11 protein-coding genes are annotated in these 14550 nt (G+C 70.0%); 3 read left to right on the top strand and 8 right to left on the bottom strand.

Annotated elements, in window-relative coordinates; genetic code table 11:
• Nucleotides 1-6: 6 nt before the first annotated feature.
• Nucleotides 7-1803, bottom strand: a complete 1797-nt coding sequence (locus OED01_RS13125) for an ABC transporter ATP-binding protein (RefSeq protein WP_264155729.1) — start codon at nucleotides 1801-1803, stop codon at nucleotides 7-9.
• A gap of 106 nt (nucleotides 1804-1909) precedes the next feature.
• On the opposite strand from OED01_RS13125, the gene OED01_RS13120 reads away from it, so the two are divergent.
• Nucleotides 1910-2734 (top strand): sugar phosphate isomerase/epimerase family protein, encoded by an 825-nt coding sequence (locus OED01_RS13120; protein WP_264155728.1) that lies wholly within the window; start codon nucleotides 1910-1912, stop codon nucleotides 2732-2734.
• Complete coding sequence (locus OED01_RS13115) at nucleotides 2731-3855, top strand: Gfo/Idh/MocA family protein (protein WP_264155727.1); 1125 nt, start codon at nucleotides 2731-2733, stop codon at nucleotides 3853-3855. The genes OED01_RS13120 and OED01_RS13115 overlap by 4 nt, the downstream gene beginning before the upstream one ends.
• Nucleotides 3856-3949: 94 nt before the next feature.
• Here the strand turns inward: OED01_RS13115 and OED01_RS13110 are convergent, their stop codons facing one another.
• On the bottom strand, nucleotides 3950-4558 hold the full coding sequence (locus OED01_RS13110) for a TetR/AcrR family transcriptional regulator (protein ID WP_264155726.1): 609 nt from the start codon (nucleotides 4556-4558) through the stop codon (nucleotides 3950-3952).
• Between the two features lie 52 nt (nucleotides 4559-4610).
• Complete coding sequence (locus tag OED01_RS13105; RefSeq protein WP_264155725.1) at nucleotides 4611-4886, bottom strand: hypothetical protein; 276 nt, start codon at nucleotides 4884-4886, stop codon at nucleotides 4611-4613.
• Between the two features lie 177 nt (nucleotides 4887-5063).
• Here OED01_RS13105 and OED01_RS13100 point away from each other — a divergent pair, with 177 nt between their 5' ends.
• A complete protein-coding gene (locus OED01_RS13100; RefSeq protein WP_264155724.1) occupies nucleotides 5064-5507 on the top strand; it encodes a DUF6325 family protein in 444 nt (147 codons plus the stop codon).
• A 4-nt stretch (nucleotides 5508-5511) separates the two neighbouring features.
• Here OED01_RS13100 and OED01_RS13095 read toward each other — a convergent pair whose 3' ends face one another.
• From OED01_RS13095 to helR, 5 genes are all read right to left on the bottom strand, one after another.
• On the bottom strand, nucleotides 5512-8076 hold the full coding sequence (locus OED01_RS13095; RefSeq protein WP_264155723.1) for a LuxR C-terminal-related transcriptional regulator: 2565 nt from the start codon (nucleotides 8074-8076) through the stop codon (nucleotides 5512-5514).
• A gap of 12 nt (nucleotides 8077-8088) precedes the next feature.
• Complete coding sequence (locus OED01_RS13090) at nucleotides 8089-9171, bottom strand: ATP-binding protein (protein ID WP_264155722.1); 1083 nt, start codon at nucleotides 9169-9171, stop codon at nucleotides 8089-8091.
• On the bottom strand, nucleotides 9161-10840 hold the full coding sequence (locus OED01_RS13085; RefSeq protein ID WP_264155721.1) for a SulP family inorganic anion transporter: 1680 nt from the start codon (nucleotides 10838-10840) through the stop codon (nucleotides 9161-9163). The genes OED01_RS13090 and OED01_RS13085 overlap by 11 nt, the downstream gene beginning before the upstream one ends.
• A 28-nt stretch (nucleotides 10841-10868) precedes the next feature.
• Nucleotides 10869-12230, bottom strand: coding sequence for a hypothetical protein (locus tag OED01_RS13080; RefSeq protein WP_264155720.1), 1362 nt, complete (start codon nucleotides 12228-12230; stop codon nucleotides 10869-10871).
• 82 nt (nucleotides 12231-12312) lie between these two features.
• Entirely contained in the window at nucleotides 12313-14469 is a 2157-nt protein-coding gene (gene helR, locus OED01_RS13075; protein ID WP_264155719.1) for an RNA polymerase recycling motor ATPase HelR, read from the bottom strand.
• Nucleotides 14470-14550: the final 81 nt, after the last annotated feature.

Raw genomic sequence — 14550 nt, 5'->3', positions numbered from 1 at the left:
ACGCGGCTACGGACCGTCGGTGATGCCCGACTGCGTCGCGTGCAGCTGTGCGTAGCGGCCCTGCGCGGCCAGGAGCGTCGAGTGATCGCCCTGTTCGACGATCCGGCCGTGCTCGAGCACGACGATCCGGTCCGCCTCGCGGATCGTCGACAGGCGGTGCGCCACGACGAGCGTGGTGCGTCCCTTCATGAGCCGGTTCAGCGCCTCCTTCACGAGCCCTTCCGATTCAGGGTCGAGCGCTGACGTCGCCTCGTCGAGCAGCAGGATGCGCGGATCGCGCACCAGCGCTCTGGCGATCGCCAGCCGCTGCCGCTGTCCGCCGGACAGTCGGGATCCTCGTTCTCCGACGACCGTCTCCCAGCCGTCGGGCAGACGGTCGACGAACTCGGCGGCGTTCGAGTCGACCAGCGCGCGGCGCAACTGATCCTCCGGCGGGTTGTCGAGACCGTACGCGATGTTCTCCCGGATGCTCCCCTCGAACAGCACCGACTCCTGCGGCACCACTGACATCCACCGTCGAACCGTGCGCATGTCGACGTCCTGCATGTCGAGTCCGTCCAGCAGGATGCGCCCACCGGTGGGGCGCACGAAGCCGAGCACGAGATTGAGCATCGTCGACTTACCAGAGCCGGATGAGCCGACGAACGCCACGGTTTGCCCCGGCGGGATGTCGAGGGTGACGTCGTGCACGGCATCCTGGTCCGCACCGGGGTAGCGGTGCGACACCCTTTCGAGCTGCACGTGCCCCGAGACGGAACCGACCGGCTGCTTGCCGGCGTTCTGCTCGAGGTCCGGCTCCTGCAGCACCTCCGAGATCGAGCGCATCGATTCCAGCCCCCGCGCCCCGACCGGGATGAGCATGAGCAGGGAGGTCAGGCCCTGCGTGAGCAGCGCGAAGTACGACGACAGCAGGACGACCTCGCCAGGCGTGATGGGCAGGATGCCGGTCAGCGCGAAGATGCCGGCGAGCGCGAGGCAACCCAGCCCGAGCAACTGCATCGTGACCCAGGAGATCGACGCGACGTGGCCGTTGAGCATGTCCAGGTGCAGCCCGGCTCTGCGCACGCCATCGGCGCTCGCGGCGACGCGGGACACCGCCGTCTGCTCGAGGCCGTGCGCCCTCGTCACCGGGATGAGCGAGGCCATCTCGCCCACGCGCGAGGCGAAGCCCTCGACTTCGCGGCGGAACACCTCGTTGCGCGCTCGCGACCGCCGACTCAGCGCCCAGCGGAGCACGAGCGCGATCGGCACCGCGAGGGCATAGACGGGCAGGAACTCCGGCACCGCGATGGCCGTCATCGTGATCGCGCCGATGAGCACCATGGTCGCGGACAGCAGCGGGTGGGTCAGCTGCTGGAGCATCAGTTCGACGTTCTCGACGTCTCGCACGACCTTCGTCTGCACGATGGACGAGCTCACGCGCGTGTGGTATCCGATCGACAGGCTCTGCAGCCGCGCGGCCAGGGCGTTGCGCAGGTCGGCACCGGTGTCGCGCACGACGGTCATGAAGTTGCGGGTGTAGACGATGTGGTTCGGATAGTTCTGCACGAGAAGCACGGCGGCGATCGCGAACCACATCAGCAGGGTCGACACGTCGCCGTCCGTGGCGACGAGATCGATGATCCTGGCGGTCACGACGGGGAGGAACCACAGCGGGATCTCCTTGAGCGCGAACGCGATCAACGCGATCGTGATGCGTCCGGGGCGACGGGCGAGCAGCCGCAGCACCGAACGCGCCGGGCGCGGCCCCTGAACGATGCGTATCGTTCCGGTGGACGTGTTGGAAAACGCTTTCGCGGGCATGCTCGATGCTACCGCGGTATTCGAATAACTTCCATGTGGAGGTTTCTGCTATTCTGACCGCTGGGCCGTCGGAGGCCCTCACTCACGTCAAAGAAGGAAGGTCACCGTGGCCCTGCCAGAAGCCTCGATCCAGCTGTACACGCTCGCGGCGGAGTTCTCCGCCGATATGGAGGGCTCGCTCGACAAGCTCGCCGCGCTCGGCCTGCGCAATGTGGAGGCGTTCGACTTCGTGCGCCGCCCGGACGAGATCCGCGCCGCGCTGGACGCCTCGGGCCTCGCCTCGCCCACCGGCCACGCCCCGCTGCTCTCGGACGAGCTGTGGACGCCGGACGGATCCATCCCGACGCCGGCCCCCGAGGTCGTCTTCGAGGCAGCAGCCAAGGTCGGTCTCAAGACCGTCATCGACCCCTTCGTCGCTCCGGAGCGCTGGCTGACGCTCGAGGGCGTCACCGACATCGCCGACCGACTCAACGTCCTCGTCGAGAAGGCGGCCGAGTTCGGCCTCGAGGTGGGCTACCACAACCACGCCCAGGAGTTCATCGCGGACTTCGACGGCGAGACGGCCTACGAGCGTTTCGTGTCGCTGACGGACGAGCGCGTCGTCATCGAGCTCGACCTGTACTGGGCGCTCGTGGGCGGCCAGGACGTCGTCGCCCTCACCTCGCGCCTCGGCGACCGACTGGTCGCGGTGCACGTCAAGGACGGCGTGGCCCCCGCGAGCAACCCGTTCGCCCCCGGCGCCGACAAGTTCGGTTCCGACTCCCTCGACCAGCGGCACGCCGGCCTCGGTGACGTGCCGCTCGCCGATGCGCTGAAGGCGGCATCCGCCCTCAAGTACGCCGTGATCGAGTACGACAACGCGCCGGGCGACGTGTTCGCCGACATCGCAGCGAGCTACTCGTTCCTCATCGAAGGCGGTTTCGCGCGATGAGCGTCGTCGGCATCGGAATCATCGGCGTCGGTGTCATCAGCGACACCTACCTCACCAACCTCTCGTCGTTCCCGGACGTCGAGGTGCGCATCGTCGGCGACCTGCTGCTCGACCGCGCCCAGGCCCAGGCGGAGAAGTACGGTGTGCCGGCATCCGGCTCCGCCGAGGACGTCCTCGCCCACCCAGGTGTGGACCTCGTCATCAACCTCACCATCCCGGCCGTGCACATCGAGGTCTCGCGTGCTGCGATCGCCGCGGGCAAGCACGTCTGGACCGAGAAGCCGCTCGGCCTTGACCGCGAAGGCGCCGCCGAGCTCCTGCGCGAAGCGGACGCGGCCGGCCTGCGGGTCGGCTCGGCGCCGGACACGCTGCTCGGCCCCGCTTTCCAGGCGGCGCGACGCGCGATCGATGAGGGCATCATCGGCCGTCCGCTGTTCGCCCAGACCGCATTCCAGACGCAGGGACCCGACCTGTGGCACCCGAGTCCGGCGTTCCTCTTCGCCAAGGGTGCCGGTCCGCTGCTCGACATGGGGCCGTACTACTTCTCGGCCCTCGTGAGCCTGCTCGGCCCGGTCGATCGTGTGTCGGCCGTCGGTTCGAAGGCTCGCGAGGAGCGCGAGATCCACACGGGGCCGGCCGCCGGGACGACGTTCCCGGTCGAGGTGCCGTCGACGATCCAGATCGTCACGGCGTTCGAGCAGGGCGCGCAGGCACAGAGCCTGCTGAGCTTCGACTCGGCGCTCGAGCGTCACGGAATCGTGGAGATCCACGGCACCGAGGGAACGATCGTGATCGCCGACCCGAACCAGTTCGCCGGTCGTATCGCGTACGTCAAGCCGCTCGGCGTGATCCGCGACGGCATGTCGTTCCAGCAGGAGTGGATCGAGATCGAGCACGACGACGTCGAGGTGGGCCGAGGCATCGGCGCGCTGGACATGGTCCGCGCGATCGCGGAGAAGCGTCCGCACGTCGCCTCGGGCGAGCTCGGCTTCCACGTGCTCGACATCCTGCTGTCGGCCGAGGAATCCGCCGCCACAGGCAAGACCGTGGTGGTGGAGAGCACGGTCGCCCCAGTGCCGCTGCTCCCGGCGGGCTTCGACCCGTTCGCCTCGACTCTCTGAGTTCACGAGACCGTGGGTCCGACAGTCTGCAGACTGCCGGCCCGCGGTTTCGTCGTTCGCGCGTGCGGGAGGCCCGGCTCCCGCCGGCGACGGATCAGCGTCCGCCGGTCAGCAGCCGGTCGAGCATCTCCAGCGCGCCTTCGTGGTCGACGGCGCCGTCGAGCAGCCACTGCGTCTGCAGGCCGTCGGATGCCGCGATGACCAGGGCCGCCACGTGGGCCGGGTCGAGATCCGCGCGCAGATGCCCGGAGTCCTGCAGCTCGATCACTTGCCGCGAGATCTCCTCCCGAAGGCGCGCGAAGCGGTCCGTGATGAATTCCTGCGCCGCCGGGTGGTTGTCCTCGAGCGCCATGGCCGTCAGTGTCGAGTAGAGCTGGACGAGGCCGGGGATGCTGCGGTTCTTCTCGGCGGACACGCGCATCGCCATCGCGGGGCTCGACGCGGCGGGGGGCTGCTTGCCGTTGTCCGGGCGGCGCTGCGACTCGCGGTAGACCTCGACGAGGAGTTCCTCGAGGGACCCGAAGTAGTGCGTGAGCGCCGCGTGGGTCACGCCGACCTCCTGCGCGATCGCCCGCAGGCTCGTCTTCTGGGAGCCGCGCTTCGCGAAGACGTCGATCGCCTTGTCGAGGATCTCCTGCCGCCGGGCGATGCCCTTCGGGTATCGGCCGCGCGTGCGGGGGGAGTCGGCCTCGGCGTCGGTCATATCCCGATGATACCGGCCGAAGGCCGAAAACCTCCGATCGGAAGTTCTTGGCTCACGCCGTCCTGCGCCGCGCCCGTGCGACCAGGGCGACGGATGCCGCGGCACCCACGGCGCTCGCGCCGACGGCCACCCAGAACACGATCGCGTAGCCCGTTGCCGCATCAGCGACGGAGGCCGCCAGCAGTGCAGCGACCACCGGCGCAGCCGCCGCCGACCCGAAGCCGACGGCGACGGTCAGCACGCTGATGAGCACGAGAGGCCCGTGGCGGAAGGTGCGCACGTCGACGATCGGTGCCGCAGTGCGCAGCTCCACGAGCACGAGCGCCACGAGCGCGCAGGCCGCGGAGGGTGTCGCGCTCGAAGGCGGGCCCGGCTGGGACGAGTGGGTCGGCGCCTGGCACGGGTGACGCATCTCACCCCTCCGGGATGACTCCCGGTGCTCGTCGCCACCCGGCGGTGCCAGCATCCTCGCAGACGCATCCTGTCGAGGGGAGGGAGCCCGTTCATGACCGGCAGCAGCGCCTCGCTCGCGCCTGTGCAGTACGGACCGGTGGAGCTCACTGTGATCTCGCTGCGGGAGCCCGTGCCCTCTGCCGGCGTCCTGCACGCCCTCGCCGCTCAGGTCTCCGACGGCGTGGTGCGGCTGCTGGACTTCGTCGTGCTGTCGCGGAGCGCGTCCGGTGTCGTGTCGATCGAGGAGATCGACCGCGACGGCTTCGCGCTGGACGGACTCGAACTGCACGCCCCCGGCCTGGTCGGGGACGAGGACCTCACCGCGATCGCCGAACGGCTGCCCTCCGGGGGTTCGGCGGCAGTCGTCGTCCTCGAGCTGCTGTGGGCGCGAGAACTGGCCGAGGAGCTCGAGCACGACGGCAGCGCGGTCCTCGCGGCGGAGCGCATCCCGGCATCCGTCGTGAACACGATCGTCGACATGGCTGCGGACGACTGACCGCTCAGGCGTAGAGACGGACGGCCTCGCGACGCGACGCGACCCCGAGCTTGCGGTAGATCGCGCGCTGGTGCGTCTTGATCGTGTTGATCGAGACGCCGAGGCCCGCGGCGATCTCCTGCATCGTCCGCGTCGTCCGCAGCTGCGCGAAGACCTCCCGTTCGCGCTCGGACAGCACCTGGAGAGATCCGCCCACCGTCTTCGGGGCGAGGCAGGAGGTGATGAACGCCTCGTGCTCCGTCCCCCAGGCGAGATGCTCGGTGAGCACCTGGCGGATGTCGAGGCCGCCGCCGGCGAACGGACGGCGCAGGTTCTCCGCGACGGCCAGCTCCAGTGCGGCTTCGATGACGTCATGCGCCTGCGCCAAGCGGTCGGCGCGCCAGTGCAGAACGCCTTCGACCAGCATGCGAGTGACCCGGATGTAGGAGATCGCGTCGTAGCGCTCGATCCGACGCAGCATCTGCAGCGCGAGCTGCGGGCGCCCCATCCGTTCGGCGATGCCGGCGAGGATGGCCGTGACCAGCGGCAGGTCGTCGGCGTCCTCGTACTGCGCGACGATCTTCAGCGCCTGCTCGCGCCGCCCGCTCGCCTCGAACAGGGTGGCCAGGGCCGCGTGCCGGAACGCCGGCCACGAGACGCCCTGCTGCATCGTCTGCGGCAGGGCCTGCAGTTCTCTCGCCGCGTGCTGACAGGCGTACGGGTCGCGGGTGGCGGCGGCGGTGAACGCCAGCATCATCCGGGCGATCCCTGCGAACGAGCGGTTCGAGCCCCCGCTGCGCGTCGCTCTCGTCAGATCCGTGTGCGCGCGCTCCAGGTCATCCCGCCAGTAGGCGGCGAAACCGGATGCCGTCGCCGCACTGCCACCCGCATACGCGGACCACCCCGCGTCGTCGCGCTGCTCGATCCCGTCGGCGAGCACCTCGTCCGTCCGCACGAGCTGGCCTGCCCCGGCCAGCGAGAAGGCGAGATGTCCCAGGGAGCGCTGCTCCAGCGTCTCCTGACCCGAGGCCCTGGCTTCGCGTGCGGCCGAGGAGAACAGCTGCAGGATCAGCTCCGGTGCCGTGCGATGACGCAGCTCCGACCAGCCGAGCAGATACAGCAGCGCGGCGCGGTCGCTCGTGCCCAGTGATTCGGCCTGCGCCAGCCGCGTGCGCACGACCTCGGCCGAGCGCCTCAGCTCCTGCCGATCGTCGATGAGGAAGAGATCGGCGTGCGCGCGCATCGCGGCGTACTCGTCGGCGTCCACCGCGTCGGCCCGTGCCTGCGCTCTCGCGGCGAACATCTCCGCGACGTCCCGGTTGCCGACGACGTCCTGAGCGCACGCCCGCATCAACAGCACTCTGGGGTCATCCGCGTACTCTCCCGACAGCATCGCGCACCAGCTGTCGAGTGCATGAGCTCGGGAGCCGACGGCCAGCGCGACCCAGTGCTCGGCCACGAGCCGAACCGCATCCTCGGTGTCGCCGGCGTCGCACAGGTACTGCGCCGCCGCGAGCGGATCCTCATCGCGCAGATGCGCGGCCGCCAGGCGCAGCACTTCACCGCGGCGAGCGGGCCGTGCCTGGTCGAGAAGGCGACGGAACTGCCGGGCGGCGATCCCGTGCCATCGATACGCCGGTCCGGATGCCGTTTCGAACCTGTCGAGAAAGAGCCCCATCTCGGTGCAGCGCTCCAGCAGTGCCGAGCCGTCGGCGGTTCCCGAGATCTCGGCGGCGAGCGCAGGGGTGAGCACGCGGCACACCGAGGAGTCCAGGACGAAGGCGGCCAGGTCGTCGGGCAGCGAGGCGATGACGTGATCGCGGACGTAACGGCGCAGAAGCGGCTCGTCGTGGTCGTCGGCCGAGACCGGCCGGACCCCGCTCAGCTGCACGAAACGCAGCGCGATCGGCCAGCCGCTGGTCTCCGCGAGGACGGCGTCCGCATCCACCACGGCATCCTCGGACGCATAGAGCGAGTGGATCTCCTCGCGCGAGAAGGCGAGGTCCTTCGGCCGGATGACGCAGCTCGTCCGCGTGAGAGCGACGCGACTCAACGCGATCTCGACGTAGCCGGTGCCGACGACGATCACCTGGAGCTGTTCGCACTCGCCGCGGATGAACGCGCCGAGCAGACCTTCCGACAGCTCGTCCCTGGCGCGATGCGCGTCGTCGACGACCAGCACGATCGACTCGTCCAGCTGCGTCAGCACTTCAGAGACGATGTCGAACGCGAGCGCCGGGTCGACCTCATCCGACGGGATGCCGAGAAGCTCGCCGAGTTCCGGACGACCTGTCTCGCGCGCCAGGCCCTGCAGGGCCCGCAGCACGCTGACGTCCAGATGTGCGCGGTCGGTGTCCCAGGTGCCCAGCGTCAGCCAGGCCACGCGGTGATGCTGCGACGCGGCCCATTCCGCGACGGCCGAGGTCTTCCCGTAGCCGCTCGGGGCCACGACCAGAGTCGTCTGATTCTCGGCGAGGCGGGCGTCCAACTGCTCCGTGAGGCGTGGTCGCTGCAGGTGGCCGCGCTGCTGCACCGGCGGCCGGAATCGGACGCCGCGGGTGCGAGCCGACGGGGCTGGCTGGGGGACCATGGCCCCAGTATCTCAGCGGATGCCGATGGGGACGTCCGACCCGCCCTCGCGCGTGAGACGCGCGCCCATCTGCACGAGTTGCGGCTCCGCAGCGAACCCCCCGGCGAACAGCGCCTGCCCCTGCTGGAACTGCGGTGCCCGGTCCAGCAGCTCGGACGGTGTGAAGCCGAAGATCTGGCCGAGCTCGTCGAGGTCTCGCGTCGAGCTCATCTTCATCAGCGCGAGGTTGTCGCACTGGGAGATGACGTTGGGATGCAGCTTCGACGGACGCTGGGTCGACAGCAGCAGCCAGATCCCGTATTTGCGCCCCTCTGCGGCGATCTGCACGATGCGCTCGGTCAGCGCCCTGGCCAGAGGAGTGTCGGCCTCGGGGGAGGCCAGGTTGTGCGCTTCATCGATCACGACGAGGCGACCGGTGCGCTCGTGGCGCTGCGCCCACAGTCGATCAAGCACGGCCAGCGCTGTGGTCTGGAGCTGGGCCGCTGAGCCGAAGCCGCCGAGGTCGACGACGGTCGCATCCGGAAGCTCGTTGACGGTGTCCGTGACGTCGTGGCCGCCCCAGGCCCACATGTCCCATTCCAGCACCCCGAGGTTGCGAAGACGCAGCGCGAGGCGCCGGATCATCGGATCGCCGTGGGCTTCGAGCCACTCCGCGAGGTTGTGATCGTCGCGCATCGTAAACTCGGCGCCGACGCGCAGCATCGCGTTGTACTCCTCGGCGTCCAGCACCGGGTCCAGCTGCAGGACGGCGGCGCGTGAGCGGATGTCCATGTCGACGAAACGCACCTGCAGGTGGTCCTCGCCCGTGCTCCCGGGGCGGAGGATGCGCACATCGCGCGATGCCAATTGCGCCGCGGCGCCCTCGGGCGCGTCGTCCTGCGGGGTGTCCAGATGCACGAAATCCGAGTTCGGGTCGAGCACCACCAGGGGCAGGCGCGTGTGCAGCAGGACCTGCTCGAGCACGACGCCGAGCGCATACGTCTTGCCGGATCCGCTCTGACCGCACCAGAAGGTGTGACGGTTGAACTTCGGGGCGCGCAGGTACGCGATCTCGGACGAATCGAGGCGGGTGCCGATCGGCATCTCAGCGGTCATGATCGCCATCGTAGGGGATCCCGCGGTCCCGGATCGCCGCCAGAGCTTCGTCCAGGGAGTCGCCGAAACGGCGGCGCAACGGGAAGATGTTCTCCTCGCCGATGATCGCCCCGACGCCGGTCGCCGTGAACTGGTGGGCCAGGCGCGGTTCGACGCCCGTGATCATCAACGTCGCCCCGTGCCTGCGCAGCTCGGCCGCGTAGTCGCGGATCATCGTGAGGAACGTCACACCGAGCTCTTCCGTGCCGCGCAGTCGCATGATCACGGTCGCCCCGGCGGAGTCGGCGGTCGGCTGCGGCAGCTGAGCGCGGAAGGACTGCGCCGACGCGAAGAACAGGCTCCCGTACGCGGTGAGGATCACGGTCTCGCCCGGCGGCAGCTCGGACGGCGGGGCGACCTCGCGCGGGTGGAACCCCTCGTCGTCGAACACCCACCGCAGGACGCGGATCCGGTTGGACTGCCGGGCGATGTGCATCACGATCGACAGCCCGACGCCGACGAGCACCGCGTACTGCAACGGGATCAGCAGCGTCAGCACGAAGGTCACGAGGAACACGGCGATCTGCATGGCTCCGGTGCGCCACACCATCGTGATCTGGTGGAACTTGAACGTCCGGATGCCGATGAGGATCAGCAGCGCGGCGAGCGCCGGCATGGCGACGTATTCGATGAGCGGGCCGCACACCAGAAGCGTCACGAGCATGACGACGCCGGCCGTCAGGTTCGCGAGAGCGGTCTTCGCGCCGGCCGCACGCACCAGTGCCGTCGCGGACATCGATCCGCCGACCGGCATGCCCTGCAGCATCCCCGTCGCGATGTTGGCGATGCCCTGGCCGCGGAAGTCCGCCGACGCGTTCGGATAGGTGCCGTCGGGGTTCGGCACCGAACCCGAGATCGCCGCGCCCTGGACGAGCCCGACGAGGGCGAGCGAGAGCGCGGGGACGATGAGCGACAGGACGAGCAGCGGATCGGGCAGCGACAGGCCGGGAAGCGATCGGGTGACCTCAGCGAGGTCGCCGACCGTCGCGACCGATTGGTTCGGCATGAGCAGCGCGGCAGCCGAGCCGGCGACGACCGCGACGACCATCGCCAGTGCGCCGAGACGGGTGCGTTCGAGCACGAGGATGACGGCGGCGGTCAGCGCGCCGACGATCAGCGAAGGCCAGCTGAAGTGCGCCATCCCCAGCGCGCTGTCCAGGGCCCGCACTAGGCGGTTGGCCCCCGTGCTGGTGAAGCCCGTGAGGTTGTCGAGCTGGCCGAGGACGATGTTGATCGCGACGGCGTTGACGAACCCGATGAGCACAGCCGTCGGGATGAAGCGCACGAGGCTGCCGAGCCGTGCCAGACCGAGGCCCAGCATGATGAGCCCGGCCATGACCGTGACGGTCGCGATCGCGGTCGCGGCGAGGGGGCCCTGCATCTCGGGCACGTCGGCGAGGATGACGGACATGGCGCCGGTCGCCTGCACGCTCATGAACACCGAACCGGTGGTGAGCGCCCCCGTGAACGTGCCGATCATGTAGGCGTTCAGTCCGAACAGGGGATTGACGCCGGCGAGGACGCCCGCGGCGAGGCCGTCCGGCACGCTCTCCACCCCGAGCGCGACACCTGCGACGAGGTCCTTTCGCAGCGTCCTGCGTCCGCCGAAGCGGCCCAGGTACGTCCGCACGCGCGCAGGAATCCTCATGGCATCGGGCTCAGACCGCGGTCCGCTCCACCGATTCCTCCGCGGCGGGGTCGACGGGCGCGACGACCTCGGCGTCCGGCGCAGCGGCCGGGCGGCGCAGGACCTCGATGAGCAGGAGGAGCAGCAGCACGCCGAACAGGGTCCAGAGCACGCCGCCGATCGTGATCGGTCGGGACAGGAAGAGAATCGCGACGGCGCCGAGCACGATGATCACGCGCAGCGCGGAGGCGGCCCTGTCGAGGAACGCGCCGAACGCGCCCGTGCTCAGGCCGTAGCGTTCGGCGGTCCGGCGCACGGTGTTCTCCGTGTCCTGTCCGATCCGCCGGAGCGCCCGCGCCGGGCGCCACGGCCCGCTCAACCAGGCCCCGAGGGCGATGAGCAGCGCGAGGACCGTCAGGGCGACGAGGGTGGAGTTCATCAGCTCGATCACCTGATCGAACACGACGGTGGCGGTGCCGGCAGGCATCACCGACGGGCTGACGGCGCCGATGAAGAACTGCTTGCCGATGCTGAAGCCTGCCAGCAGAGCGAGGAACGCGATCGCGAGTCCCGCGCCGGTCGCGACCACCGCCCTCGGTTTGCGGATCGAGAGCGCGACGCCGGCCACGAGGAGCCCGAGCACCACCCAGGGCAGCCAGTATCCGGCGGCCGTCGCCACCTGGTAGAGGGTGCGGATCAGGGCGAACGAATCCGCGGTCGCCAGAGGGATGCTCTTCTGGATCTCCGGGATGGCGTCGGCGAAGCCGAAGCCGTTGTCGACCATGTACTCCTTGACCTTGCTCACCACGACGCCCAGATCGATCGCGATCGTGCCGTCGTCGCCGAGCGTGATCGCCGTGCCCTCCTGGCCCTGGATGATCGCGATGGCGCGCGAGTGCGTCTCGCGCAGCGTCGTCTCCCAGACATCCGCGAACACCTCGGACGTCACGACCCTGTCGACGGCGTCGTCGATCAGCCCGCGGATGCCCTGCGCGGCCGGGACGGTGAGCAGCTGGATCGCGCTCTCGGCGCGCGGCGGCAGGTCGAGTTGGGTCAGGCCGTCGGCGAGATCGTCGACGATGCCCTGGATGTCCAGGTTCTCGTCGATGGCCGCCATCGCCTGGTCCGAGATGTACGCCTGCACCTGCGGGTCGTCGGCGAGCGGAGCGAAGGTCGAGACGAAGCGGTCGGTGTCGACGAGCTGCACGCGCGCCCAGGTGCCGAGCACGGCGATGGGGGCGATGAGCACGGCGATGACCAGCAGGACGCCCGCGACGATGCTCCGGCCGTGCACGCGCCGGCGGCGCGGCGTGGCCGCCCGCAGCGAGTCGTTCTCCGCTTCCAGAGCGGCGATCTTCGCACGCAGCTCCGCGGTGTCGGTCTCGGTGGCCATGATTCCCCCATCGATGTCTGCGGTCCGTCCGGCGGGCCCGCCATCCACTGTGCCGCTGTGCGGTCCACGGCGAGCCGAGGGCTCATCCCTCACGGGTGAGCGTAGCGGTACGCAGGATGACGAGCTCGCGGGTCGAACGCGTCATGGCGACGTAGCGGTCGACAGCGCCTTCGACGCCGTCGCCCCACGCCTCGGGGTCGATGAGCACGACGAGATCGAACTCGAGTCCCTTCGCGGTCTCGGGCGTGAGCGAGAGCACCCGCGGCGGTGCGGCCGGCGGCGCGGTGCCGATCACGGCGGCCGTACCGTCCTCGTTCGCGTCCAGCCAGGCGGCCAGGATCTCGTCCAGGTCGCGCAGCTCGCCGTGACGCACGGGTACGCCGCTGTCTCGGATCGAGGTCGGCACGTTCGCGTCGGGGATCGCCTCGCGGATCACGGGTGCTGCCGCCGCCATGATCTCGGACGGCGTGCGGTAGTTCACGGTGAGGGAGGAGACGTGCACGTCGCGCAGTCCGGCGCGAGTGAGGCGGCTCTCCCAGGTGTCGGTGAATCCGTGCCTGGCCTGCGCGCGGTCCCCGACGATCGTGAAGCTGCGCGACGGGCAGCGGGCCAGCAGCATCTGCCATTCGGCGTCGGTGAGCTCCTGCGCCTCGTCCACGATGATGTGCGCGAACGGTCCGGCCAGCGGATCCGCCGCGACCTCCGGCAGCGTGTCGAGATCGTCCAGCGAATTGCGCAGATCGTCGCCCTTGAGCATCGACATCAGGCCGAGGTCGTTGTCGGAGCTGGCGATCAGATAGTCCGAGACGTCGTCACGGTAGGCGCGTTCGGATGCCAGGCGGGCCGATCGTTCGCGGCGGACCTGCTCGGCCGCAGGATCGCCGATCAAGCGGCGCGCGGCATCCAGGACGGGCAGGTCGGAGGTCGTCCACGCCGCGCCGCGATCGCGAACGAGCCTGCCGACGTCGGCATCCGTGAGCCAGGGGGCGCAGCGCCGCAGGAAGGCGGGATCCGACCAGAGAGCCGCCACGAGAGCTGCGGGGTCGAGCAGCGGCCATGCCCGATCGAACGCCGCCGCCAGAGCGGCGTTCTGGGCGAGCACCGGTGCGAGGACCCGTTGCGGTGCGCGGACGCGGCGCGCCAGGATCTCGACGATGGCGCGCCAGATCTCGGGGCGGGCGTCGTCGTGCGCTGTGCCGGGCTCGACCGCGTCGAAAGCGTCGGCCCAGTCGTCAGGGGTGAGCGGGATGTCCGCCCACTCGGTCTCGACGATCATGGTGTGCTGCGGCGGTCGTCGATACGCGTGGACGGCGTTGCGCACGGCATCCAGAAGGCGCGCATCGGCCTTCACCTCCGCCGCACGAGCGTCTGTCTCGGCGACGGTCCCTGAGCCCTCGGGGACCAGATCGCGCAGCGTGCACGTCTGCACGCCGTCCTCGCCGAGACTCGGCAGCACGTCGTCCACGTAGGCGAGGTAGGGCTCGTGCGGTCCCACGACGAGCACTCCGCCGCCGCCCTTCGCGATGCGCGGTTCGGCGTAGAGGAAGTACGCGGCGCGGTGCAGTGCGACAACGGTCTTGCCCGTGCCGGGCCCTCCGTCGACGACGAGCGCTCCGTCGGAGCCGGCACGGATGATCGCATCCTGGTCCGACTGGATCGTCGCGAGCACGTCGCGCATGCGCGGGGAGCGGCTGGCGCCGAGGCTCGCGATGAACGCGGACTGGTCGTCCAGCGCCGCACGGTTCTCCAGTCCTTCCGCGGAGAAGACCTCGTCCCAGTAGTCGCTGATGCGCCGTCCGGTCCAGCGGTAGCGTCGACGACTGGCCAGCCCCATCGGGTCTCCGTGACTGGCCGCGAAGAACGGCTCGGAGGCCGGGGCGCGCCAGTCGATCAGGAGCGGTTCGCCGTCGGCATCCGTCAGTCCGACGCGTCCGATATACACCGGACGGCCCTGCTCGGGGACCATCCGTCCGAGGCACAGGTCGATCCCGTAGCGCCGCAGGAGCCCGAGGCGGGCGTTGAGTCGATGGATCTCCAGGTCGCGCTCGACGGCCGCGCCGCCGACGCCGGCGGGGGAATGCAGGACGGCGTCCAGGCGGACGGATGCCGAGGAGATCGCGTCCTCGAGTGTCGCCGCGATGCGGTCGAAGTGGTCGATGTCGTCGGCGATGAGGGTCGGGTCCGCCTTCGCGGCGAGACGCTCGGGGAGGTCGAAAACAGTGGGGGACGGGTGGTTCACGCAGGCTCCGATCGCACGCGTCCGCCGGGTTTCGGCAGGCGCGACGGACCAGTATGCGCCGTACGGGGGCCCTTGCCGCAA

The organism is Microbacterium sp. M28 (assembly GCF_025836995.1).
Taxonomy (GTDB): domain Bacteria; phylum Actinomycetota; class Actinomycetes; order Actinomycetales; family Microbacteriaceae; genus Microbacterium.
This window is presented reverse-complemented; position numbering and strand designations above follow the sequence as displayed.

Bases quoted from the DNA above. Each gene is read 5' to 3' on its own strand.
- OED01_RS13110 (WP_264155726.1), bottom strand. From the start codon at position 4,558: ATGACCGACGCCGAGGCCGACTCCCCCCGCACGCGCGGCCGATACCCG.
- OED01_RS13080 (WP_264155720.1), bottom strand. From the start codon at position 12,230: ATGGCCACCGAGACCGACACCGCGGAGCTGCGTGCGAAGATCGCCGCT.
- OED01_RS13100 (WP_264155724.1), top strand. From the start codon at position 5,064: ATGACCGGCAGCAGCGCCTCGCTCGCGCCTGTGCAGTACGGACCGGTG.
- OED01_RS13095 (WP_264155723.1), bottom strand. From the start codon at position 8,076: ATGGTCCCCCAGCCAGCCCCGTCGGCTCGCACCCGCGGCGTCCGATTC.
- OED01_RS13125 (WP_264155729.1), bottom strand. From the start codon at position 1,803: ATGCCCGCGAAAGCGTTTTCCAACACGTCCACCGGAACGATACGCATC.
- OED01_RS13090 (WP_264155722.1), bottom strand. From the start codon at position 9,171: ATGACCGCTGAGATGCCGATCGGCACCCGCCTCGATTCGTCCGAGATC.
- OED01_RS13115 (WP_264155727.1), top strand. From the start codon at position 2,731: ATGAGCGTCGTCGGCATCGGAATCATCGGCGTCGGTGTCATCAGCGAC.